The following is a 25,974-nucleotide window of genomic DNA, read 5'->3' on the forward strand; positions in this document are numbered from 1 at the left end:
CTTATTAATATTTTACTCCCCAGACACTCTCATTACTTCCAACAGCTGAGAATGTCATGCATTCTGTGCCAGCTTCATCCTGCATCTTGCAGAATACGCCACTATAATCTTTTCCATCTATTGTGATGTTCATATAGTAGGTGCCATCAGTCATAGTCCATGTACCAGATACTTCTTTGCCCTCGCATGTGCCATCAGAATTAAGATATATGATTATCGGATTTGCGATATCACTAGAAATATCTGTACCCTGATTAATGAAATAGTATCTTCCCTCTACCTCATCCATGCTATAACCGGTTTCAGAAACAGTCTCACCCTGAGTCTGATATGGTAAATCGCATGGCCATCCTTCTGCATTCATAAGCATCTGATGTAGTCTTGGAGAGTGATTTTCTCCTCCATCGTTGAAACGAGTATGGTAAACCAAATACTCCTTTCCGTCGCTATCAACAAAAGCAGAGTTGTGGCCTGTGGCCATGTATGCTCTGTCCAAGCTAGGCAGCTTATAGTTGCTAGAAAGCTTCAATCCATAGTTTTCATGCATAGCACTCTTTTCTGGATATTCGCCATTCATATCAACGTATTCGCCATCAACTGTCTCAGAACGGAACACACGAATCTGATATCCACCGTTGCTAGTCAAAGTACCATAAGATACAAACAGATAGTAATAATCTGTGTTAGCATCGTACATAATGTATGGTCCTTCAATGGAAATATGTCCTCCACCAAGAAGCTTCTTGCCATAGTATGGATCTACATTGTTTGCTTCATCAGCCTCTGGATGAATTACAAGACCAGTCTCTGGGTCAAGCTCAAGCAGGAATATACCACCAGACCATGAGCCATAAACCATCCACATTCTTCCATCAGCATCATAAAATACTGTAGGGTCAATTGCGTTTGGATAATCTTCGTAATTGTAGCCACCACTTTTAATGTAGTTTTTCTTTACATAGTCCTCATCAACATAGTCAAGTACATCTGTAGACTTCACATTGCTAAGGTTAAAGCCTGAATAAATCAGCGGTGCCTGCCATTCAAATGGTCCCTCTGGCGATTCGCTGGTACCAAAGCAAAGATTTGACGCATTAAATGTACTGGTTGTGCAGTAGTACATGTAGTAAAGACCCGTAGTCTCGTTGTAAATAACATCCGGTGCCCACACATGTGTGCCACCATCGTCTGTTTTGATAATACTATCCTTGGATCCTGAATAAGCAAAAGCTTCATCTTCCACATCATAAATCTGACCATAAACAGGATTAGATTTCATATAGCCATCGCCAATCATTTCCCAATTAAGTAAATCTGTACTTTTCGCTGCAGTCATATGACTACCATAAATATAATATGTTCCATCAACTTCTAATATGGATGGGTCGTGGACTGAGACGCCCGAAGAAGAAACGTCACCTGTGGCAATACCGTCATAGCTGACTGTGTAATTTTTCTCTTTAGATTCAGAGCTTGAGCAAGCCACCAGACCTCCAACCATAGAAACTGCTAGAACACATGAAATAAATTTTTTCATGCGTTATCCTCCATTAATTAGTCGAAAATCTTCAGACATCAAGCCCCTTATTAAAAATGTTTGAAGATAAAAATAACTGCCCAAAACTCCATTGCTTTGGACAGTTCTAATATATCAAATCTATTTTAAGAACACAATATTTATTTTAAATATTTCTAAAGTATTTTGATAACTTCTTTAACTATCAGTGAATCATTTACTGACTCAAATACTATATCGTACCCATGATAAGCTAATCTAAAATCACGATTTTTGCCTCTATCATAGCCTGCCCTTGGATCCTGACTAAGGACATCTATTGCAGACTGCCGCAAGTCTTGTGGTAATTTTGCCAGAAGCGCCTCTGGAAATTCCACCTTTACCTGAGCCCCCTTAGAAAGTGAATCGGTAAATCCTCCCCTTGCATCAGGATGAGCGTCTGCATAAGGGATATATGGCTTTATATCGTAAATAGGTGTGCCATCTAACATATCCACTCCGCTGACCACAAGCACTAGGCCATCTTTTTCAGTTTGCTTTACTTCTATCAGCTTTACAGATGAAAGGCCGATGTTGTTGGGACGGTATGGCGCACGGGTGGCAAACACTCCCATGTGCTTTTCCCCACCCAAACGTGGCGGACGAACTGTGCCACCTTCTAAAGGCTTGTTTTTTGAAAAGCCCCACAACAGCCACAGATAGTCATAGTCTGTGATGCCGTCGATAAAGGTAGGATTTCTAAACTCCTCCGTAAATACGATATAGCCTATCTCATCTGAAACCAGACCACTTTGCCTGGGTATCCCAAACTTTTGTGTAAAGCCTGTATGTATAAATGCTATTTCTTTTAATTCCATCAATACCTCTTAATAATAAAAGGCAGTACAAAATGTACTGCCCAATAATCTAATATTACTTTCCTTCGTATGTAACAACTGACTCTACGTCGTACTTTGCAAGCTTTTCACGTCCCTTAAGACCAGCGAGCTCCATAAGGAAGACGATTTTAACAACTTCGCCGCCAAGCTCCTCAACAAGCTGTGCTGCAGCTTCGATTGTACCACCTGTAGCGATAAGGTCATCTACGATAACAACCTTCTGACCTGGCTTAACTGCATCCTTATGCATCTCGATTGTGGCTGTGCCGTACTCAAGATCATATGTCTTTTCGATAGTTTCGCATGGAAGCTTACCCTTTTTACGAATAAGTACGAATGGCTTGCCAAGTGCGTATGCAAGTGGTGCACCAAAGATGAATCCACGGCTCTCTGCGCCTGCAATAACATCGAAATCAACATTCTCAATAAGCTTCTTCATTTCGTCTATAGCAAGTCGGAACCCTTCCGCATCCTGCAAGATGCTAGTAACATCTCTAAACATGATACCTGGCTCTGGGAAATCTGGAATAGTTCTGATGTAATCTTCTACTTTTTTCATATGACTCCTTCTATTAATGGCCGCATAATTTCCAATGGAGCGGCAAATTAAAGTCGGATAAGAAATTTATCCGAATAAATTATAAGTTTTTTAGGCAATTTTTTCAAGTACTTGGCTACAGACGTCTTTCAATTTCAGCCCTTAAAAACAGCTTTCCGTTATCCATTTCTTTTACTGGATGTAGCTTATCTCTTTTTATCAGATCATTAACATTTTGTCTGCTACATTCCAATGCATCACATACATCTGATGTTGACATAATTCGTTGGTTAACAAACATTTTAAAATCATCGTAAGATAGTGGAAGTTCTATACCTATGTGAAATAATTCTTCACATGATATTTGTCTACTATCTTCCCAGCCCACTCCATAACCTGCAATAAGTGATCTTATAGAATAATAATATTTTTCGTTTATTGACAAATATTTAATCCATTCATATCTGTCATTAAATTTGTTTAAATCACATAGTTTAACTTTTCCATTGTAGAAAAAGACCAATAATCTCATATCGGGTAGCAATACAAAATCTTCTACTCTTTTTTCAAGTCGCCCACTTATGTCCATTGGCATATATTTTACTGGTATTGGTTTCAGGTAAAAATCATCCTGCGCGCATCTTCCATCGCTGATATTAAGCAGTTTAAATTCATCGTAATAATCTAATCCTGCTTCCTTTAGAATATATCCAATATTTTGTCTATCTTCCGGAATAATACGTTCCTTTACCCAAAGATATGAAACATAGGGCCCCACTGTACGAGTTCCTTTTTCTATGGCAGAATCTAATAAAAGTGGCGCATCGCAATATTCCAAATCATCTGGTAACTCCACTAAATACTGGTCAAGTGTTTCATCATATTGCAAGATTCCATATAATCTATCATCCCCTGGCAAATCACTTTTTATTTCGAAATACTTCATAAAAAGCCCACCTTTCAGATATCATTTCTGATATTTTTTCTATATACGCTTCTGTTAGAACATCATCTAATCCTTCAAACAATCCGCCAATTATAGCCTTTTTATTAGAAGGCAAAGGAATCAAATATTCCTTTGGTATAGAAGCGAGATTTTCTAGCGTGCTTCCTTTTCCAACAAAATCCATAACCTTTTTATCTTCCAACAAATCATTCTTATTAAGATTGTCAGGATTTGTAACATCAAATAATAATGACAATCCATGATCAAACAATGGTGCTAATCTGACACTGTTTTTATTCTTCAATACTTCTATATTTGCTCCATGTCTGTCGCAATTAAGAATCAAATAATCCACAATAAACATCTGATAAATATATTCCTTCCACCCATACCTGTCCGCGAACTCAAATGGAGTTTCAGTTGAATACTTATTAACCAGATAAAAGGACTCAAAAGCAGTCTTCTTTTCTCCCTTTATCTTATAATCATAGGATCTGTTTATATATGTTTCAAATTCCTGATTATTAATAACAATCTGTGCTCGAATCAAATCATAGCTTAAGTGTGGGATATCTAACGCTGTAAGTAATCTGTCCACAATAAGCTCGTTAACAGCTTCGTGTCCGATTATGCCATTTTGAGAATCAAACCTAGATAGTTTATAGTAAATTTTCCCTTCCGGGCCAATCTCCTCTGCTTTAAGAAGAGTTCCAACAGTACCCGAACTATGTCTAGTTTTGCTCCAATTTAAGTATCTATAGTCTTGAAGTTTCTTTATTATTTCCATGAATATCCACCTCACAAAAATGTTATTATAAAACTTGACTATCGTCAAGTTTTATAATTCGCATATTAAAAAGGGGCCCCGAAGGACCCCAATTTGTGGATAGTACTCGAAAGTACCTATGCGTTTGGCCACGCTAATTATCCTAAGAGTGAAAGAACACCCTGAGTTGCCTGATTTGCCTGAGCGAGCATTGACTGGCCTGCCTGAGCAAGAATATTGTTCTTGCTGTATGTAACCATCTCGTCAGCCATATCTGTATCACGGATACGTGATTCAGCGGCATTTGTGTTCTCAACTACGTTGTCTAAGTTAGCAATTGAGTGCTCTAGTCTGTTCTGTACGGCACCAAGTGCTGAACGCTGTGCAGATACCTTTGCAAGTGCATCGGCAATGCAATCAATTGAGTAAGTTGCCTGCTTTCCTGTAGCATCTGATACGTTAACACCATCAAGACCAAGAGCCTTCGCTGTTAATGATTCAATTCTAACTCCAATCTTATTTGTCATATCAGCATCTGCACCGACATGTAGATTGAACATCAAATCATTCTTTGTATCAACAGCACCCTTAGTAATGACAAATGTCTTTTTACCGTTAGCTACAGCAACATCACCTGCAGTATCAATTGTTGCTGGTGTCTTTGTAGCACCGATTGAAGACGCTGCTATGAGCTCTGTCTTAACCTTGTTGTATGCACCTGTTGCTGTGATAAGAGTCTTATTATTTGGATCTGTTTCCTCCACAAGATTAGCATTTGCAACAGAGAATCTTGTTGCAGATTTACCGTTGTACTCAGCTTTTGTGCCTTCACTAATCTTGCTTGCTAAATCGTCATATTTAATTGTAAATAACTCCTCATCAGTTGTACCTGTTGTATTATCTACAAATGTCCATGACTTTCCGGCAATCTGAATAGTTGTTCCAACGATTGCTTTTGAAGAATCATCCAATCCAATCGCTCCTAAAACTTCATTTGCTGTTTCTGCACCAATCTCATACTCTGTACCGCCTATTGTATATGTATCACCAACTCCTAGAGCAGTCATTGTAAATGTAGCCTTAATTGAGTTCTGTGAAAAAGTACCTAATAGGCCTGCATCATGAGCACTGATTTTGATTTCCTTGGTGCCATTATCCCCCTTGAGAAGATAGGTCTCGTTGAACTTTGTTGTCTCTGCGACACGATCAATCTCAGTTGTAAGCTGATTAATTTCATCCTGAATAGATGTACGATCAGACTCTGAATTTGTACCGTTTGCTGCTTGAACTGCCAACTCATTCATTCTCTGTAACATAGAATGTACCTCTGTAAGGGCACCCTCGGCGGTCTGTACTGCTGAGATACCATCAGATGCATTTGTTGAAGCCTGATCAAGACCTCGAATCTGCTTACGCATTTTCTCAGAAATTGAAAGACCAGCTGCATCATCTGCGGCTCTATTGATTCTAAAACCACTTGAAAGTTTCTCAGTAGACTTAGACTGAGCATTTGTTGTAATTCCTAACATTCTTGAAGCATTAGCTGCCTGCATATTGTGTTGTACTACCATAATTTCTACCTCCTTGTAGATACTCCCACGATTCCATTCATGAGAGATGCTTATTGCATAACATTAACTAAAAATCATAAGTTTCATGACATGGAAACATACATACTTTAGGCTTATTTCCAGTATCTATATAACAAGGGAGTGACCAACCTCCACATGCTATCAAGGTAAGAAATAAAGTAGTATAACAAGCTTTATTCAATTGTAAAGCTGCTATTATGGCAATTCCCTTTTCCGCGCGATAATGAAAAGATAAACTGCCCAGATGGACAACAAAAACATTATGTTTACTGTTTCCATCTATAACAATTATCGGAAAACTTCTATCAAACTTTAGAAAAATTATAAAAAATAATTTTTGCACAAAAATAGAGGCCTCCAACGGAAGCCTCTATAAAAACGTAATGTAATTTATTAACCAAAATAGCTATTAGCCAAGGATTGAAAGAACACCCTGTGTTGACTGGTTAGCCTGTGCAAGCATTGACTGACCTGCCTGAGCAAGAATGTTGTTCTTGCTGTAGTTAACCATTTCCTCAGCCATGTCTGTATCACGGATACGTGACTCAGCTGCATTTGTGTTCTCAACTACGTTATCTACGTTTGCAATTGTATGCTCAAGTCTGTTCTGAACAGCACCAAGTGATGATCTCTGTGCAGATACCTTTGATACAGCATCAGCGATAGCATCGATAGCATATGTAGCAGCCTTACCTGTTGAATCTGATACATTGATACCATCAAGACCAAGGCTCTTAGCTGACATAGACTGAACCTTAACGTTAATCTTGTTTGTCATATCAGCGTCAGCACCAACGTGAAGGCTGAAGCTAAGGTCATTCTTTGTCTCAACATAACCCTTTTCGATTGTAAATGACTTCTTACCTGCTGGTGAAGTTGTAGCTTCTGTAACTGTTGGAGTCTTACTTGTCGCACCAATTGAAGAAGCTGCTTTAAGCTCTGTCTGAACCTTTGTATATGCACCTTCTGCAGTAATAAGTGTCTTATTGTTAGGGTCTGTTCCATCTGAACCTGCGCTTTCAGAGAAAATTGTAGCTGACTTACCGTTATACTTAACAGTTGTGCCTGCACTTAACTTCTTGCTTAAATCCTCATACTTAATTGTATGTAATTCTTCGTCAGTCTTATCTCCAAATGTCCATGTCTTTCCAGCGATTTCCACTGTCTGGCCCTTTACCTTTGAACCATCTGAACCTGCATTTGTTGAATCAAGCTTAACAGCTGCCATAGCTGCATTTGCATTTTCAGCACCGATTTCGTACTCTGTGCCACCGATTGTATACTTATCACCAACCCCAAGCTCATTCATTGTGAATGTAGCTTTTACAGAGTTCTGTGAGAATGTACCAACAAGACCTGCATCATGAGCTGAAATCTGAACCTTCTTTGTACCGTTATCGCCCTTAAGAAGGTATGTCTCGTTGAACTTTGTTGTCTCAGCAACACGATCGATTTCTGTTGTAAGCTGGTTGATTTCGTCCTGGATTGAAGAACGGTCAGACTCAGAGTTTGTACCGTTTGAAGCCTGTACTGCAAGCTCGTTCATTCTCTGAAGCATTGAGTGAACTTCTGTAAGAGCACCTTCAGCTGTCTGAACTGCAGATACACCATCCTGTGCGTTTGTAGAAGCCTGATCAAGTCCTCTGATCTGCTTTCTCATCTTTTCTGAAATTGAAAGACCAGCTGCATCATCTGCTGCACGGTTAATCTTGTAACCAGAAGAAAGCTTCTCTGTTGACTTTGCCTGATTTCCTGATGTGATGTTAAGCATTCTTGAGGCATTCATTGCCTGCATATTGTGTTGTACTACCATTTTTTTCTACCTCCATGTAGTTGCTTCCTCGAATCCTTTCGAAGAAGAAGTGCGTCCTGCACTTAAAATAAAATTTAGTCTATAATCAAAACAGACGCGCGCCACCTGTTCGACTATCAAATATAAAAATAAATAAAATATGGGTATTAATTAATTGAAATTATCGTTTCGATTAATAACATCCTTGTCCCAAAATCGAAAAGAAATAGAATTTAGAAATAAAGCCTATTCTGTCTCGTTATTTAAGTATGCTGTGAATTCCTTTTCATCAGCTAATATTATTATCTTCATTTCAGAAAAAAAATCAAGACCTTTTTCACATTTTAAACACACTTTTTTCACAAAAAAGAGGACCTCCCGAAGGAAGTCCCCTAATTTACTAGCTATTCAACTAGTCTGCGCGAAACGAATAATATGTAACTTTATCCAATTAAGGATTAACCTAAGATTGAAAGTACACCCTGTGTAGACTGGTTAGCCTGAGCAAGCATTGCCTGACCTGCCTGAGCAAGAATGTTATTCTTGCTGTAGTTAACCATCTCATCAGCCATGTCTGTATCACGGATACGAGACTCAGCAGCGTTGGTGTTCTCAACTACGTTATCAACGTTTGCGATTGTGTGCTCAAGTCTGTTCTGAACAGCACCGAGTGAAGATCTCTGTGCAGATACCTTAGAAACAGCATCAGCGATTGCATCGATTGCGTATGTAGCAGCCTTACCTGTTGAATCAGATACGTTAATACCTGCAAGACCAAGGCTCTTTGAAGACATAGACTCGATTGTAACACCAATCTTATTTGTCATATCAGCGTCAGCACCAACATGAAGATTGAAGTTAAGGTCGTTAACTGTCTCGTTTGTGCCCTTTGTGATGACAAACTTACGATAGTCTACGCTGTTTACTGTTACATCAGCGCCATCATCATCAGTCATAGATGCCATTGTCGATGTACCAATTGAAGATGCAGCAATGAGCTCTGTACCAACCTTCTTATATGCAGCATCTGCTGTAATAAGAGTCTTATTGTTAGGATCGATACCACCATCTGCAGTTTCTAACGTCTTAGAAAAAACTGTTGCAGACTTACCATTGAACTTAACTGTTGTGCCTGCGCTTAATTTGTTTGCTAAATCGTCATAGTTAAGAGTGTAAAGCTCTTCATCTGTTGATGATGCAAATGTCCATGTCTTTCCAGCGATTTCTACTGTCTGACCTGTATACTTTGCTTTATCAGCATCCTTAAGCCCTACTGCTGTCTTTGCACTAGCTGCATCCGCTGCACCAATTTCATACTCTGTACCACCAATTGTGTACTTGTCACCTACGCCAAGTGCCTTCATCTGGAATGTAGCCTTTACAGAGTTCTGTGAGAATGTACCAACAAGACCTGCATCATGTGCATTAATATGAACAGTCTTCTTTCCATCTGAACCCTTAAGTAAGTATGTCTCGTTGAACTTTGTTGTCTCAGCAACACGGTCGATTTCTGTTGTAAGCTGATTAATTTCGTCCTGGATTGAAGAACGATCAGACTCACTGTTTGTTCCGTTTGAAGCCTGTACTGCAAGCTCGTTCATTCTCTGAAGCATTGAGTGAACTTCTGTTAAAGCACCTTCAGCTGTCTGCACTGCAGATACACCATCCTGTGCGTTTGTAGAAGCCTGATCAAGACCTCTGATCTGCTTACGCATCTTCTCAGAAATTGAAAGACCAGCTGCATCATCTGCCGCACGGTTAATCTTGTAACCTGAAGAAAGCTTCTCAGTTGACTTTGACTGATTACCTGTTGTGATGTTAAGCATTCTTGAAGCATTGCTTGCTTGCATATTGTGTTGTACTACCATAAAATTCTACCTCCTTGTAGATACTCCCTAGATTCCTTTCCTGGGAGAAGTGCCTTTGCACTCACTTGTTAATAAATTACATCTATAATAACTACAGCACTCGCGCGACATGCCATAAATTATTATTAAGGGTATGTGTACAATTCAAGCTCTAAAACTAGTATTAAATTTTCAATTACCTTCGCATGAAAAAATCCTATTGCGATTGCAATAGATAAATAGAAAACGATTATTGATTATCCGATCCTTAACATCCTTGTCCTGGTCCGAAAAAATTAGTTATGTATTATGATGTGTTAACCTGGATAAACGAAATCCGTTTCATTTATCTCTTGCCTTACACAGTGTATATCGGAAGCTTATTCTGAAACTTAACCCCTTTTTGAAAAATTTTTTAAAAAAATTTTTTTGTTACAAAAAAGGCGATACAGTAAGCTTTCCCGCCATCTGTATCACCTATTATATCATCATTTTTTAGTTGTAACCGTTTTTCACCGAAAAGTCATAGAAATCTTTTTATTGTTATTAATACAACGCTATTACTTCTGCAAATCTAGGAAGCGCTAACTCCACAACTCCTCTTTCCGGCGTATAAATTACACCTTTCTTCATCAATCTCTCTCTGTATCTAGGGAAGCTTGTATTAGGTATTCCAAGTTCCTGGCAAATATTAGAAACAGTATTACTCTTAGGACCTACAGTTCTTATAATCTCTTTATCCTTATCTGTAAGACCTTCCCATATTTTTTTGTAGACGAAATCATCTAATAAATCATCCAACTTAGAAAGTATATCCTCAAAGGATAAAGTATCTCTGTATTCAAAATATAGCATTCCCAGAGCTTGGAATGCAAAAGCATATCCTTTTGTCACCATTGCCATATCGTGAGCTTCCTCTATCTCCATATTAAAGATAGTTTTATATTGCTTTGTTATTTGGGGAATACTTAATGGCTCCATTTTAATCTTAGGTGTTCTAAGCAAAAATGTAAGCGCTGGGTCGTTTTGAATAGCATATATATTTTCATACAAACCTGTCATCAGAAGAAATAGATTATACTCTTTTCTAATAAATATCTGAAACTGACTTGCAAAATGCCTCATATTATCATTAGGCATAGCCTCGTCTATTGTCACAAGTACCTTCTTGTTTTTCTTTTTTAGAGAAGAAAGAATACTTTCTATGACACTAACCTCATCCTGCGGCTGAGAGCTTCCATTAATTCCAACACCAAAACCTGCTACAGATATATTAAAACCTGTCTTCATTAAATCAGGTAATTTTTTGCAAGCATCAATTAATCTTTGCGCAAAATCTGCTACTAAATCCTGTGTTGAGTTTAAATCTACAACTACCCAACTTTCATCTTCTGAAAGCGTATTTGCTATAGTTGTCATAAGTACAGTCTTACCACTCCCCCTAACACCTTCTATAAGATAAGCCTGACTTATAGGATTATCTGACTCAAAGCTACTGATTATAGTTTCTGTATTTTCATATCTATAGATATATTCACCCGGTTGTTTTCCAAAAGTAAGAGTAAATGGATTATCCTTTTTCATACTATGACCTCCATCATGCATTCTTTCTATATGTTAACTTTATCATAATTTATCATAATTTGCTAGTTCTATCATAATTCATCATAATTTGCTAGTTCTATCATAATTCATCATAAAGCGTCATAATATGTAATTTTTATCATAATTCAACATAAAAGGCTTCCCCTAAGGGAAGCCATCCATTATCTATCTTTTCCATATATGTATGTTGCAAAGTAAATCACACTGGCGATGATTACAATCATTGGGCCTGTAGCCATATCTGTGAAGTATGATACAAACAAGCCTGCCACACCAGAGAAAATACTGAATATCATGGAAAGGTATGTGTACTCTCTGAAGTTTTCAGAGATATTTCTGCTGCTGGCTGCTGGAAGTATCAGCAGTGCATTAATAAGTAGAATACCTACCCACTTAATAGAAAGCATTACCAGAAGTGCTATAAGCACCGCAAATGCATCTTCCATCACTCGCACTGAAATGCTACGGCTCTTTGCAAGGGTAGCATGAATGCTAATTGCAGTAAGTCTGTTGATGCTGATACACCAGAATACAAGGATAACTACAAACAGTACAATCAACTGGATAATCTCAGCTGAGGTGATTGATAAAATGTCACCTACCAAAATTGCTGAATAATTTGCAAAGCTTCCACCCCTGGACAAAATAGCAAGACCAAGGGCTGTAGCACAGCTTGCAAATACTGAAATCAATGTATCTGAGGAGCTGAGGCCCTTTCTGCTGATGTAATTAAGAAGCAGTGCAAAGCAGATTCCAAATATAATCATAGAAACTGTGGTGTTGGCAATGCCCATAATAACACCGGCTGCAATTCCAGTAAGTGCTGAATGACCAAGTGCATCACTGAAATAGGCCATGCGCTTTTGTACTATCATTGTGCCTACCATTCCAAACAGCGGCGAAATCAAAAGAATTGCGATTGTAGCCCTTACCATGAAGGCGTATGAAAACATTTCGTTAAACATTTGCATTCACCTCCACTTCTCCTACAGCGCCCTTGCCAAAAACATGCTTAAAAGCATCAGTCTCGAAAACCTGCTTTGGCTTGCCTGCTGCGGTAACTGTCTTGTCTATAAGAATGACATTGTCCGCATATTTATATACGTAGTCCAAATCATGACTTACAAGGATGATTGCCAAATCGTGAGTCTCTTTTAAATATTTCATCTTTTCATAGAAAGCATCCATACCGTTTTTATCAATGCCTGATACAGGCTCATCCAAAAGCAAAAGATTTGGTGTATCGTGCACAGCCATAGCAAGAAGCACACGCTGAAGCTGCCCTCCTGAAAGTGTACCTACAGGCTGGTCGATAAGCTCTGCCACATCAAACTCCGCCAATGCTTCCTTTACATGGTCATGCTCTTTTTTGTTTCTGAAGAGAATAGGGAGCTTACCTGTGAAGGACTGGAATAAATCATATACTGAAAGCGGTGTCGTTCTGTCGATATTTACACTTTGTGGTACATAACCAATCTTTAGCCCTTGCATGGTTCCGTTCATCTTGTTTTTGAACTGAATCTCTCCAGTGTATGGAACCTCACCAAGTATTGCTCTCACTAATGTGGACTTACCTGCTCCATTTCTTCCAATAATAGCAGTCATGTTTCCACAGTGTACATGCAAATTGATGTTGCTAAGGACCTGCTGGTCACCAAATGACACGCCCAAATTATTAAATTTTATACAGTGGAAACCACATGGAATAATTTTCTTCATATTTTTCCTTATATACTACAAACTATTCTTAATTACAGCGTAGTTTTTATTTAATACAGTAATATAATCCAAGCCACTATATTCACCATGAACTAATGTCTCAAGGTAAACTACCTTGGCATCTGTCTGCTCTGTGATAAGTTCGCCCATGGCATGACCATAATCGTATTCTGCAAAAACAACCTGTACATTGTTTTCATTGATTGCATCAATAAAATCGCTGACCTCACCTGCACTAACCTGACGCTCTTCATCTAGGTCCATTGTTGCCACAATATTAGCTCCAAGAGACTGGGCTGTGTATGCAAAGGCTTCATGAAGCACTGCAACATTAGCACCAGAAAGAGTCTCATCCAGACCCTGGTTATCTATCTGTGAATCCATAACGCTTACAAATGTATCAGCATTTGAAGCATAGACGCTTGCATTGCTTGAATCCAAAGCTGCCAATCCATCAGCAATAGCCTGCACCTGACCTGCGTAGATTTCTTCACTCATCCAAATATGACTATTAGCACCTTCATCATGATGATGTTCTTCTGAAGTTCCATGGCTATGGTCCTCTTCCTCTTCTTCGGCTTCTTCCTCGATGATAACAGGATAATCCTCCTCTACTGCCTCGAATGTATCAATAATAGGAAGATTAGGATATGCCTCAACAACATCCTCCAAATATCCTTCCATACCACCGCCATTTACAATAAGAACATCTGCCTTTGAAAGATTTTTCATATCCTCTGTGGTGAGGGTGTAATCATGAAGGCAGCCTGTGGTCGGCTGAGAAAGATTCTGCACTGTAACTCCTTCTGCATCACCAACTACATTTATAGTAGCAAGATATACAGGATTGCAGCTGGTCATTACAAGAAGTTCAGAATCATCACTTTCCTTGTTATTTAGTTTTACATAAAAAAATGTGCCACACAGCAGCACCACACTAATAGAGATGAGCAGTAGTAGCACAAATAAATATTTGCTTTTCTTCATTAATCGAGATCCTCTACATCAGTGAGACTTGCTTCGTTTTCAATAACCTGATCCAAGAAATCCTGGATTGTATCAAGACCTTGCTTTGTCTGTGATGAAAATGGAACAATTATTGTATCTTTGTCAGCTCCAAGCCCCTCTCTAAGAATTTTAATCTGCTTGTCTAGCTGACTACGTTTAATTTTATCAGCCTTTGTGGCGATGACGATTGGATCGTAGCCTACATAGGCCATCCATTCAAACATCTGCTTGTCGTTTGCCGATGGTGCATGTCTGATATCCACTAAAAGGAACACTGCACGAATCATATCGGATGTGTTCAGATAAGTTTCTATCATCTTGCCCCATCTCTCACGCTCCTTTTCAGAAGCCTTAGCAAAACCATAGCCCGGCAAGTCCACTACGTAAATTTCGTCATTGATATTGTAGAAATTTATGGTCTGTGTCTTTCCAGGCTGCGCTGACACTCTGGCAAGTGCTTTGCGGTTCATTACCGCATTTATAAGTGACGACTTCCCTACATTTGACTTGCCAGCGAATGCTACCTCTGGTAGGTCATTCTTTGGAAGTGTGGATGTAGGGCCGCACACTGTTTCAAGATTGCATGATCTGATAACCATTATGCACTCTTTTCCTTTTTATCTTCGATTGAAACAACGCTTGCTTCTTCATCTTTGTCGATAAGGAGAAGGTTATTATCAACCATTTCTTTGTTTACTGTGATTTCTGTGATTGACTCATCAGATGGCACATGATACATGTAGTCCATCATAACGCTTTCAACGATTGCGCGAAGTCCACGAGCGCCAGTCTTTCTTTCGATTGACTTCTTTGCGATTTCACGAAGTGCCTCGTCCTCGAATTCAAGCTTAACGCCATCCATCTTGAACAATGCCTGGTACTGCTTTGTAAGAGAGTTCTTTGGCTCCTTAAGAATACGAACCATATCGTCCTCTGTAAGCTCATTTAAGGATACATTGATTGGCACACGTCCGATAAACTCAGGAATAAGACCAAACTTAATGAAATCCTGTGGAAGAGCCTGCTGAAGAAGCTCGTCAACCTTTTGATTGTTTTTATCCTTAACATCTGCACCAAAACCAATCTGGCTAACATCTGTACGCTGAGAAATAATTTTATCTAAGCCTTCAAATGCACCACCGCAGATGAATAGGATATTCTTTGTATCGATGGCAATTGTCTCCTGCTGAGGATGCTTACGTCCACCCTGAGGAGGAACATTTGCAACAGTCCCCTCGATAATCTTAAGAAGAGCCTGCTGAACACCTTCACCGGAAACATCACGTGTGATTGATACGTTTTCTGATTTCTTTGTAATCTTGTCAATCTCATCGATATAAACGATACCGATTTCTGCTTTCTTTACATCAAAATCAGCAGCCTGAATAAGCTTTAAAAGAATGTTTTCAACATCCTCACCAACATATCCGGCCTCTGTAAGTGTTGTTGCATCTGCAATCGCAAATGGAACACCAAGTACACGTGCTAATGTCTGTGCCAAAAGAGTCTTTCCTGAACCTGTAGGTCCAAGCATAAGAACGTTACTCTTCTGAAGCTCAACATCGATGTCATCTGGATTAGCCATGATGCGCTTATAATGATTGTATACCGCTACAGAAAGAACCTTCTTTGCCTCGTCCTGACCAATAACATACTGATCAAGAAAAGCCTTCATATCCTCTGGCTTCTGAAGATTGATTTCGATTGAATCTGTCTCAGGAGCTGGACCGAAGTCGTCTAACTCTTCTACGATAATTTCCTGGCAGATATCTACGCACTCGTCACAGATAAATGCACCATTTGGTCCAGCAATAAGCTTGCGAACCTGATTTTGTGTCTTTCCGCAGAAAGAACAACGAACTCTATCATCGTTTCTTGCCATAATTACCTCTTTAAACTCTAACTACCCCTACTAATTATATATCGGTAAATTAGTTCTTCTTTGTAATAATCTCATCAATAAGACCATAATCAAGTGCTTCCTGCGCATCAAGCCAATGATCACGCTCTGTATCAGCACAAACCTGCTCGTATGGCTTTCCTGTGTTTTCAGCAAGCATACGGTTGAGCTTTTCTTTAGTCTTTAAGATGTTCTTTGCAGCGATTTCGATTTCTGTAGCCTGTCCTTTAGCTCCGCCAAGTGGCTGGTGAATCATAACCTCTGAGTTTGGAAGTGCAAAACGCTTGCCCTTCTGACCACCTGCAAGAAGGAATGCGCCCATAGATGCTGCCATACCAATGCAGATAGTAGATACATCACACTTGATGTACTGCATTGTGTCGTAAATAGCCATACCAGCTGTAACGCTACCGCCTGGGCTATTGATGTAAAGATGAATATCCTTGCTAGGATCCTCTGATTCAAGGAAAAGAAGCTGAGCAACTGTAAGAGATGCTGTAGTCTCATTAACCTCCTCACCTAAAAATACGATACGATCCTTTAAAAGACGTGAGTAAATATCATAAGAACGCTCTCCACGAGAATTCTGTTCAATGACATAAGGAATTGTAGCCATTTTTGTCCTCCTTCGAATATAAACCTAGCCCGAGCGTATGCTCAGGCTAGTGTATTAACTTCCTAGATGTTTTTCAACACAAGGATATTATATATGTTTTTAAATCTAATGTCTTTGATTTTACAAAATTTTAATACTTTTATAAGATGTCAGACATTAATTATTCTGCGTCATCAGCCTTCTTTGTTGTCTTCTTTGTAGTAGTCTTCTTAGCTGTTGTCTTCTTTGCTGGCTTCTCCTCAGCTGCATCTGCCTCAGCATCATCAGCCTTCTTTGTAGCCTTCTTTCTAGCAGATTCCTTAACATTGTCCATGATAAGCTCGATTGCCTTTTCGATAGCAATATCCTTCTTCATAGACTCCTTCTCAGACTCGCCAACAAGGTTCTTGATCTGATCAAGTTCCATGCCGTACTGCTTAGACATTTCCTCAAGCTTAGCATCAACGTCAGCGTCAGCTACTTCAATCTTTTCTGCCTTTGCAATTGCCTCAAGTACAAGTGAAGACTGTGTACGTGAAAGTGCATCTGGGCGAACCTGCTCACGGAATGAATCCATTGTCATACCTGTGAACTGCATGTACTGCTGAAGTGAAAGACCCTGCTGTGCCATGTTGTTAGCGAAGTCGTTGATCATGTTTTCTACCTGGTAGTCAAGCATTGCATCAGGGATTTCCATCTCTGAATCCTCAACGATCTTTGCGATAGCTTCGTCTTCCTGTGCACGACGGCCTTCTGCCTTCTTATTGTTCTCAAGACGTTCCTTAACAGAAGCCTTGTACTCTTCTACTGTTTCGAACTCTGTAGTATCTGCTACATACTCGTCATCAAGCTTAGGGATATCCTTACCCTTTACTTCGTGGATGTGGCACTTGAATACTGCTGGCTTACCTGCAAGATCCTCTGCCTGATAGTTCTCAGGGAATGTAACCTCAACGTCTACATCCTCACCAGCCTTGTGGCCGATAAGCTGATCTTCGAAACCAGGGATGAATGAACCTGAACCAAGCTCAAGGTCATAGTTCTCGCCCTTACCACCTTCGAATGCAACACCATCGATGAAGCCTTCGAAATCGATAACAGCTGTGTCACCCTTAGCAGCCTTGCCTGTCTTTGTAACTGTACGAGCAGCTCTCTCAAGCTCTGCCTTAATTGTGTTGTTAACTTCTGTAGCTGTAACCTTTGAATCGATCTTTGTTACAGATACACCCTTGTACTTACCAAGCTTAACTTCTGGCTTAACAGCAACTTCTGCTGTGTAGATGAAGTCCTTGCCCTTTTCAAGCTGAGTAATATCAATCTTTGGCTGAGATACGATATCAAGCTTTGACTCGTCATAAGCCTGTGGATATGTATCCTGCATAATAATATTAGCAGCGTCCTCATAGAAAATCTCTGCACCATACATCTTTTCAATCATGTTCTGTGGTACCTTTCCCTTACGGAAACCAGGAACAGAGATGCTGTTTTTCTGCTTATTATATGCCTTTGTAATAGCCTTTTCTAACTCAGCTGCATCAACTGTGATAGTGAGCTTTGCCATGTTCTTTTCAAGATTTTCTACCTGTACGTTCATTTATTAATATTCCTCCTCTAACATATATATAGGTAGACTATAAAGTCTTTTATGTACGTTATACTACGCAGACTGACAAATTATATCAGACTTAAGCCTCATTTTCAATAGCTGTAATCATATCAATTCTTGTCTGGTGTCTTCCGCCACCTTCAAATTCTGCCTCTAAGAAGCTTTTAACAATATCCTTTGCAAGCTCGTTTCCAACGATTCTAGCGCCGAAAGCAATCATGTTTGCATTGTTGTGCTGACGGATAAGACGAGCTGTTGTAGTCTCTGAACATACTCCGCAGCGAATACCCTTGATTTTGTTGGCTGCAAGTGAAATACCAACACCTGTACCACAGATAAGAACGCCTAAGTCAACCTCACCTGAAGCTACCATACGAGCGGCCTTTGCGCCATACTCTGGATAGTGACAGCTCTCATTTGAATCTGTTCCTATATTAATAACCTCATGTCCAAGGCTTTCAATATATTCCTTTACCTCGTTTTTTAAATCTACACCTGCATGATCATTTGCAATTACGATTTTCATTTTTATTCTCCTTTTGAATCTTTTGTAGGTACTTTATTTATGTCTGTTCCATATAATTTGTAAATCCTGTAACCAAGAAGAATGATGGCTTCCAAGAATCTTTTGAAGATAATCTGGATTTCTTCATGCCACTTTTTAACTGGCTGAACCATTACCGAACGGATTCCCGCTCTATTAGCTCCCCACACATCTGTGAGAATCTGATCTCCCACAAAGATTGTGTTGGTAACATCTGTGCCCATCTGTTCCATAGCCTTTTTGTAACCAGCTGTGCCAGGCTTTCCCGCCTTATAAATGTAAGTACAGTATTCTACTGCCTCTTTGAAGGTCTTTACTCTAGGTTCTTTGTTATTAGATAAAAGTAAAGCCTGAAAACCTATTTCATGAAGTTCTTTAAATAAAGCCTTAGCTCTATCATCTGCTGGCGCATTGTGTGGGACAAGTGTATTGTCCACATCAAAAATAACTCCTCGATATCCTTCCTCATATAATTTAGCGAAGTCGATATCGTATGTGCTTTTAATATAGTCTTTTGGATATAAATTTCTTTTACTCATAGGCTCGATTTTAGCACAATAAAAAGAGCACATCAATTGATGTGCTCATAAATTGCTATTATAATGAGAAATTTTCGGTTCCTCTGACTGGTGCAGTTTCTGAAGTGCTGGTAGCTTTGTTAGCTACAAAGTACTGATAACGATGGATTGCTGAATCCTTTTCCATGTCGCTGACTGCCTTTTCAACATCAAGAGATTTGATATCGCTATCTGCTCCCTTCATATCGTATACAGTGCCTGGCTTGTACTGAGTAGCAAAGTCGTAAGAACCAAATGTCTGATTGCTTCTAGCGGCTGCGATGTCCTCCTCAGTAACTGAAGCTGATGAAGACTCCTCAGGAATGTCTGTAGTAGTTTCTTCAACAGACATTGAACTGAGTTCAGGCCTAATTCTTATGGAATTTTGATCATAAAACCCAACAGATGGGCGAATACCTGAAATGTTCATTAATATAACTCTCCATATTTGCTTACATATCTTATATCGGCCAGATAAGCAAATACTTAACCCCTTCTACTAAATGAGTTTATTTATCCAATACCCTCTTCAACTCATCCATAAATGTATCAACATCCTTAAACTCACGGTAAACTGATGCGAAACGCACATAAGCAACAGGATCAACTGTCTCGAGATGTTCCATAACAATCTCTCCGATTTTTGTGCTAGGAATTTCTTTTTCTTCTAATGAAAAGATTTCTGTTTCGATTTCGTCTACTACTTTTGAAATCTGAGCTGCAGCAACAGGACGCTTACGGCATGCAATAAGTACGCCTTTTTCGATCTTTGTTCTGTCGTATGGCTCACGGTTGTTATCCTTTTTGATAACAATCAAAGGAATTGTTTCTACCTTTTCGTATGTTGTAAAACGCTTGCCACACTCTGGACATGAACGTCTACGTCTGATTGATGTGTTGTCATCTGCAGGTCTTGAGTCGATTACGCTAGTATCATTACTACCACAAAAAGGACACTTCATAAAACCCTCCCTAAAAGTATACTAATCCATAGTCCGACAGTTACGCTTACAATCCTTAGTGTTTCTACGCTCAGCGAAGAATGCTTCGCTTTAGAAACCTAAGAGATTGTCTGCTACTGTCTCCTATAAATAGCAAGTTTTGATATATGATTTTATTACATACCACAATATATAGGTATATTTTATCAAAGACGGTACAAGAACGCAACAAAAAACCCCGCACATTTCTGTGCGGGGTAAAAAGTCAAATCTTATGAGTAAAGATCTACTAACTTCTTGAGGTGAGCGTAACGCTCCTTAGCTGTCTCCTCGTTGAGTGCGAAGAGTCTCTCAGCACGCTCTGGGAATGCCTTTGTAAGACGAGAGTAACGTGTCTCGTTTGCAAGGAAGTCCTGATACTTGCTGTAGTCACCTTCCTTAGAAGTAAGAGTGAATGGATTCTTTCCTTCCTTCTTAAGGTCTGGGTTGAATGAGAAGAGGTTCCAGTAACCAGCCTCTACAGCCTTCTTCATCTCATCCTGGCAGTGGTTCATACCGCCCTTAACACCGTGAAGCTCACATGGAGCGTATCCGATGATAAGTGAAGGTCCGTTGTAAGCTTCTGCCTCAGCAAGAACCTTAACAGCCTGAGCCATGTTAGCACCAAGAGCGATCTGTGCTACATATACATAACCGTATGACATAGCGATCTCAGAAAGAGACTTCTTAGACATCTCCTTACCTGATGCAGCGAACTGGCAAACTTCACCGATGTTAGAAGCCTTAGAAGCCTGTCCACCTGTGTTAGAGTACATCTCTGTATCGAATACCATAACGTTAACGTTCTCGCCAGAAGCAAGTACGTGATCAAGACCGCCGAATCCGATATCGTATGCCCAACCGTCACCACCGAAGATCCATACAGACTTCTTAGCGAGGTAATCCTTAAGAGCAAGTGCTGCCTTAGCGTCCTCAGAACCGTTCTTCTCGAGCTCAGCTACGAGTACGTCTGTTGCTGCACCGTTCTCACGTGTGCTGTTGATTGTCTCTTCGAACTTAGCAAATGCTGCCTTAAGATCTGCAGAACCAGCCTCAGCTGCCTTCTTAGCAGACTCGATAGCGCGCTCGCGGAGGTACTTCTGTCCTACTTCCATACCCATACCATGCTGAGCGTTGTCCTCGAAGAGTGAGTTACACCATGCTGGACCCTTCTTAGAATCCTTGTTTACTGTGAATGGTGATGTAGCTGCAGGACCACCCCAAATTGAAGAACATCCTGTAGCGTTTGAAATATACATATGCTCACCAAAGAGCTGTGTAATAAGTCTAGCGTATGAAGTCTCTGCACAACCTGCACATGATCCTGAGAACTCAAGGAGTGGCTGGTTGAACTGTGAGCCCTTAACTGTAAGGTCGCTACCTGCTGCTTCCTTACGTCCAACGTTAGCAACTAAGTAGTTGAATACTGGCTGCTCGTCTGCTTCTTCTGCCTGTGGAACCATTGAGATTGCACCAACTGGACATACAGTGATACACTCACCGCATCCCATACAGTCAAGTGGAGAAACTGACATTGTGTACTTAAGCTCAGAAGCCTTTGGCTTTGTATCAGCAAGCTTGATGTTTGCTGGAGCTGCCTTAACCTCATCCTCTGTAAGAAGGAATGGACGGATTGTAGCATGTGAACATACGAATGCACACTGGTTACACTGGATACACTTTGTCTCATCCCATGTAGGAACTGTTACAGCTGTACCACGCTTCTCGTATGCAGAAGCACCAAGCTCGAACTGTCCGTTAGGGTTGCCAACGAATGCAGAAACTGGAAGTGAATCACCATCCATCTTAGAGATAGGCTCAAGGAGATTCTTAACCATCTTAACGAGCTCTGGACGACCCTCAAGCTCAGCCTTAGGAGCGTCTGGAGTAGGGTTCTTCCATGAATCTGGAACATTTACCTTATGTACAGCGTCAACACCAGCATCGATAGCGTTGTAGTTCATCTGTACAACATCGTCACCCTTCTTGCCGTATGACTTCTTAGCAGCTGCCTTCATGTACTCAACAGCCTGGTCGATAGGCATTACATCAGCAAGCTTGAAGAAAGCTGACTGAAGGATTGTGTTTGTACGCTTACCCATACCGATTTCGATAGCCTTGTCGATAGCGTTGATTGTGTAAAGCTGGATGTTGTTGTCAGCGATGTACTTCTTTGCCTCAGCGTTAAGGTGCTTCTCGAGCTCCTCATCTGACCACTGGCAGTTGATCATGAATACTCCGCCTGGCTTAACATCCTGTACCATCTTCATACCCTGTGTAACGTATGCTGGGTTGTGGCAAGCTACGAAGTCAGCCTGGTTGATATAGTATGGAGACTTGATTGGGTTGTCACCAAATCTCAAGTGAGAAATTGTAACACCACCAGTCTTCTTTGAATCATACTGGAAGTATGCCTGGATGTACTTATCTGTGTGGTCACCGATGATCTTTGTAGAGTTCTTGTTAGCACCTACAGTACCATCACCACCAAGACCCCAGAACTTGCACTCCTTTGTACCAGGAGCTGATGTAATAGGAGCTGGCTTAACCTCTGGAAGTGAAAGGTTAGTAACATCATCTACGATACCGATTGTGAAACGGCTCTTTGGAGCATCCTTCTCGAGTTCCTTGTATACAGCGAATACTGATGAAGGTGGAGTATCCTTAGAACCAAGACCGTATCTACCACCGCAGATAACGATGTCGTTAAGACCTGCTTCACGAAGTGTTGTAGCAACATCAAGGTAAAGTGGATCTGCAAGAGCACCTGGCTCTTTTGTTCTATCAAGGATAGCGATCTTCTTAACTGTCTTAGGAAGTGCTGAAAGGAATGCCTCTGAAGACCATGGTCTGTAAAGACGTACCTTAAGTACACCAACCTTCTCTCCGTGTGCGTTTAAGTAATCGATAACTTCTTCTGCAACGTCGTTGATAGAACCCATAGCGATGATGATTCTGTCAGCGTCAGCAGCACCATAGTAGTTGAAAAGCTTGTAATCTGTACCAAGCTTTGCATTTACCTTGTCCATGTACTTCTGAACAACTGCTGGGAAGTTATCATAAGCTGTGTTGCAAGCTTCTCTATGCTGGAAGAAAACGTCTCCGTTTTCGTGTGAACCACGCATTGTAGGATGCTCTGGATTAAGTGCGCGAGCTCTGAACTCTGCGATTGCATCCATGTTAACCATTTCTTTAAGATCTGCATAATCCCACTTTTCAATCTTCTGAATCTCGTGAGATGTACGGAAACCATCAAAGAAGTTAAGTACTGGAACATGTCCCTCGATAGCTGCAAGGTGAGCTACTGGAGCAAGATCCATAACTTCCTGTGGATTTGTCTCGCATAACATAGCGAAACCTGTCTGACGACAAGCATAAACATCGGAATGATCACCAAAGATGTTAAGTGACTGTGTAGCAACTGTACGAGCTGATACATCGAATACACAAGGAAGCTGCTCTGCAGCGATCTTGTACATATTAGGGATCATAAGAAGAAGTCCCTGTGAAGCTGTGAATGTAGTTGTGAGTGCACCTGCACCAAGTGAACCGTGAACGGCACCTGCGGCACCTGCCTCAGACTCCATTTCTACAACCTTTACTTGATTTCCAAAAATGTTTTCAAGGCCTGCTGCTGACCACTGATCAACAAAGTCGGCCATTGGGCTGGATGGTGTGATAGGGTAAATAGCAGCGACGTCTGTAAACGCATAAGCAACGTGTGCTGCAGCCTGGTTACCATCCATAGACTGTTTTGCTCTTGGCATTTTTAAATCCTCCTTATTATATAGGACATTTTATAGTTACTAGGATTGGAGAATATAACACCGGCCCCAACCCCACAATGTCGTAAGTTTATGATAGAACTAATGAAAATTTTTTTCAACAGAACAAAGTATCATTTCTGTTTATTTTAGAGTACAAAATTGTAAATTTTTTTTGTTTTCGCCCTCACAGGCGGACATTTGTCTTTCACAGAGTTACATGTCAAAAAAACTTTCTTCCAATAGCAAAAAATCAGCATATTTATTCAAATAATTTTATTGACTAACGGAACTTTGTTAAATATAATTTTAAAAAATTTATGTTCATTAAAGAAAGAGAGGTTGTTTTATGGCATCGATTATTGGTGATGGCATTACTTTCGACGACGTCTTACTGGTTCCTCAGTATTCGGAAGTAACTCCAAATCTTATTGATCTTCACACTAACTTAACTAAAAAAATTAAACTCAACATCCCTATGATGAGTGCTGCTATGGATACTGTTACAGAATCCCGCATGGCAATCGCCATGGCACGTCAGGGTGGTATCGGTATCATCCACAAGAATATGTCTATCGAAGCTCAGGCTGAAGAAGTAGACAGAGTTAAGCGTTCTGAGAACGGCGTTATCACTGACCCATTCTTCTTAGGACCAGACAACACACTTGCTGAAGCAAACGAACTTATGGGTAAGTTCAGAATCTCAGGTGTACCTATCACAAAGGAAGACGGCACACTTATCGGTATCATCACCAATCGTGACCTTAAATTCGAAACTGACTTTTCTAAAAAAATTAGCGAATCAATGACTTCAGAAGGTCTTATCACTGCAAAGGAAGGTATCTCTTTAGAAGAGGCAAAGGAAATTCTTGCAAAGTCTCGTAAAGAAAAGCTTCCTATCGTAGACGAAAACTTCAAGCTCAAGGGACTTATCACAATTAAAGATATTGAGAAGCAGATTAAATATCCAAACGCTGCAAAGGATGACCAGGGTCGTCTTCTCTGTGGTGCTGGTGTTGGAATCACTGGAAATATGATGGAACGTGTTGAAGCCTTAGTTAACGCTCAGGTTGACGTTATCGTAATGGATTCAGCTCACGGTCACTCAAAGAACATTATCGATGCTGTAAAGAAAGTTAAGGCTGCTTACCCTAATCTTCAGGTTATTGCAGGAAATATTGCTACTGGCGATGCTACTCGCGCTCTTATTGAGGCCGGTGCAGACGCCGTTAAGGTTGGTATTGGACCTGGTTCAATCTGTACAACACGTGTTGTTGCAGGTATTGGTGTTCCACAGATTTCTGCAATCATGGAATGCTACGAAGTTGCAAGGGAATACGGTATTCCAATCATCGCTGATGGTGGTATCAAGTACTCAGGTGATATGACAAAGGCTCTCGCTGCTGGTGGTTCAGTATGTATGATGGGTTCAATGTTTGCAGGATGTGATGAAGCTCCTGGTTCTTTCGAGCTCTTCCAGGGTCGTAAGTACAAGGTATACCGTGGTATGGGTTCTCTTGCAGCTATGGAAAACGGTTCAAAGGATCGTTACTTCCAGGAAGGTGCTAAGAAGCTTGTTCCTGAAGGAGTTGAAGGACGTGTTGCTTACAAGGGAAGCCTTGAAGACGTTATCTTCCAGCTCGTCGGTGGTATCCGTTCAGGTATGGGTTACTGTGGTTGCCCTACTATCCCAGAGCTTCAGGAACGTGGAAAATTCGTTAAGATTTCCGCTGCTTCACTTAAGGAGTCTCATCCACATGATATTCACATCACAAAGGAAGCTCCTAACTACTCAGTAGAAGGCTAATTAAAGTATTACGA

The 25,974-nt window shown here is 40.3% G+C and carries 21 protein-coding genes and 1 pseudogene; 1 reads left to right on the plus strand and 21 read right to left on the minus strand.

Annotation, left to right across the window (positions count from 1 at the left end; all coding sequences use genetic code 11):
* Positions 1-4 precede the first annotated feature (4 nt).
* The 21 genes and pseudogenes from BO15_RS0111960 to nifJ form a co-directional block, all read right to left on the minus strand.
* On the minus strand, positions 5-1,537 hold the full coding sequence (locus BO15_RS0111960; RefSeq protein WP_033154515.1) for a glycoside hydrolase family 43 protein: 1,533 nt from the start codon (positions 1,535-1,537) through the stop codon (positions 5-7).
* Positions 1,538-1,692: 155 nt separating this feature from the next.
* Positions 1,693-2,373, minus strand: a complete 681-nt coding sequence (gene tsaA / locus BO15_RS0111965; RefSeq protein WP_033154516.1) for a tRNA (N6-threonylcarbamoyladenosine(37)-N6)-methyltransferase TrmO — start codon at positions 2,371-2,373, stop codon at positions 1,693-1,695.
* Positions 2,374-2,428: 55 nt separating this feature from the next.
* Positions 2,429-2,953 carry an adenine phosphoribosyltransferase gene (locus tag BO15_RS0111970; RefSeq protein ID WP_033154517.1) on the minus strand — a complete coding sequence of 175 codons (525 nt, stop codon included), beginning with the start codon at positions 2,951-2,953 and terminating at the stop codon, positions 2,429-2,431.
* Positions 2,954-3,068: 115 nt separating this feature from the next.
* Positions 3,069-3,878 (minus strand): hypothetical protein, encoded by an 810-nt coding sequence (locus BO15_RS13790; RefSeq protein WP_052169917.1) that lies wholly within the window; start codon positions 3,876-3,878, stop codon positions 3,069-3,071.
* Entirely contained in the window at positions 3,853-4,665 is an 813-nt protein-coding gene (locus tag BO15_RS0111980) for a hypothetical protein (RefSeq protein WP_033154518.1), read from the minus strand. The genes BO15_RS13790 and BO15_RS0111980 overlap by 26 nt, the downstream gene beginning before the upstream one ends.
* Before the next feature lie 137 nt (positions 4,666-4,802).
* The gene (locus BO15_RS0111985) at positions 4,803-6,215 is read right to left on the minus strand and encodes a flagellin (RefSeq protein WP_033154519.1); all 1,413 of its coding nucleotides are present in this window, start codon (positions 6,213-6,215) and stop codon (positions 4,803-4,805) included.
* A 430-nt stretch (positions 6,216-6,645) separates the two neighbouring features.
* Positions 6,646-8,049 carry a flagellin gene (locus tag BO15_RS0111995; protein ID WP_033154521.1) on the minus strand — a complete coding sequence of 468 codons (1,404 nt, stop codon included), beginning with the start codon at positions 8,047-8,049 and terminating at the stop codon, positions 6,646-6,648.
* Positions 8,050-8,486: 437 nt separating this feature from the next.
* Positions 8,487-9,896, minus strand: a complete 1,410-nt coding sequence (locus BO15_RS0112000; protein WP_033154522.1) for a flagellin — start codon at positions 9,894-9,896, stop codon at positions 8,487-8,489.
* 525 nt (positions 9,897-10,421) lie between these two features.
* Positions 10,422-11,459, minus strand: coding sequence for a hypothetical protein (locus BO15_RS0112005; protein ID WP_033154523.1), 1,038 nt, complete (start codon positions 11,457-11,459; stop codon positions 10,422-10,424).
* 182 nt (positions 11,460-11,641) lie between these two features.
* Positions 11,642-12,445, minus strand: coding sequence for a metal ABC transporter permease (locus tag BO15_RS0112010; protein WP_049960413.1), 804 nt, complete (start codon positions 12,443-12,445; stop codon positions 11,642-11,644).
* Entirely contained in the window at positions 12,438-13,199 is a 762-nt protein-coding gene (locus BO15_RS0112015) for a metal ABC transporter ATP-binding protein (RefSeq protein ID WP_033154525.1), read from the minus strand. Before BO15_RS0112015 ends, BO15_RS0112010 begins: the two co-directional genes overlap by 8 nt.
* Positions 13,200-13,214: 15 nt before the next feature.
* The gene (locus BO15_RS0112020) at positions 13,215-14,186 is read right to left on the minus strand and encodes a metal ABC transporter substrate-binding protein (protein WP_052169918.1); all 972 of its coding nucleotides are present in this window, start codon (positions 14,184-14,186) and stop codon (positions 13,215-13,217) included.
* A complete protein-coding gene (gene yihA, locus BO15_RS0112025; RefSeq protein WP_033154526.1) occupies positions 14,186-14,806 on the minus strand; it encodes a ribosome biogenesis GTP-binding protein YihA/YsxC in 621 nt (206 codons plus the stop codon). The genes BO15_RS0112020 and yihA overlap by 1 nt, the downstream gene beginning before the upstream one ends.
* Entirely contained in the window at positions 14,806-16,092 is a 1,287-nt protein-coding gene (gene clpX, locus BO15_RS0112030) for an ATP-dependent Clp protease ATP-binding subunit ClpX (RefSeq protein ID WP_099047352.1), read from the minus strand. Before clpX ends, yihA begins: the two co-directional genes overlap by 1 nt.
* A gap of 46 nt (positions 16,093-16,138) precedes the next feature.
* Complete coding sequence (clpP, locus tag BO15_RS0112035) at positions 16,139-16,723, minus strand: ATP-dependent Clp endopeptidase proteolytic subunit ClpP (RefSeq protein ID WP_033154528.1); 585 nt, start codon at positions 16,721-16,723, stop codon at positions 16,139-16,141.
* Positions 16,724-16,973: 250 nt separating this feature from the next.
* A pseudogene (tig, locus tag BO15_RS0112040) lies at positions 16,974-18,296 on the minus strand (trigger factor); the annotation flags it as partial.
* A gap of 91 nt (positions 18,297-18,387) precedes the next feature.
* Positions 18,388-18,834, minus strand: coding sequence for a ribose 5-phosphate isomerase B (gene rpiB, locus BO15_RS0112045; RefSeq protein ID WP_033154529.1), 447 nt, complete (start codon positions 18,832-18,834; stop codon positions 18,388-18,390).
* A gap of 2 nt (positions 18,835-18,836) precedes the next feature.
* Complete coding sequence (locus BO15_RS0112050; RefSeq protein ID WP_033154890.1) at positions 18,837-19,391, minus strand: YqeG family HAD IIIA-type phosphatase; 555 nt, start codon at positions 19,389-19,391, stop codon at positions 18,837-18,839.
* Positions 19,392-19,449: 58 nt separating this feature from the next.
* Positions 19,450-19,839, minus strand: coding sequence for a hypothetical protein (locus tag BO15_RS0112055; RefSeq protein ID WP_033154530.1), 390 nt, complete (start codon positions 19,837-19,839; stop codon positions 19,450-19,452).
* 79 nt (positions 19,840-19,918) lie between these two features.
* A complete protein-coding gene (gene nrdR, locus BO15_RS0112060) occupies positions 19,919-20,371 on the minus strand; it encodes a transcriptional regulator NrdR (RefSeq protein ID WP_033154531.1) in 453 nt (150 codons plus the stop codon).
* Positions 20,372-20,622: 251 nt separating this feature from the next.
* Positions 20,623-24,156: a pyruvate:ferredoxin (flavodoxin) oxidoreductase gene (gene nifJ / locus BO15_RS0112065; protein ID WP_033154532.1), complete on the minus strand. Its 3,534-nt coding sequence runs from the start codon at positions 24,154-24,156 to the stop codon at positions 20,623-20,625.
* Positions 24,157-24,502: 346 nt separating this feature from the next.
* On the opposite strand from nifJ, the gene guaB reads away from it, so the two are divergent.
* Positions 24,503-25,960 carry an IMP dehydrogenase gene (guaB, locus tag BO15_RS0112070; RefSeq protein WP_033154533.1) on the plus strand — a complete coding sequence of 486 codons (1,458 nt, stop codon included), beginning with the start codon at positions 24,503-24,505 and terminating at the stop codon, positions 25,958-25,960.
* Positions 25,961-25,974: the final 14 nt, after the last annotated feature.

It is taken from the genome of Pseudobutyrivibrio ruminis HUN009 (genome assembly GCF_000703005.1).
Taxonomy (GTDB): domain Bacteria; phylum Bacillota; class Clostridia; order Lachnospirales; family Lachnospiraceae; genus Pseudobutyrivibrio; species Pseudobutyrivibrio ruminis_A.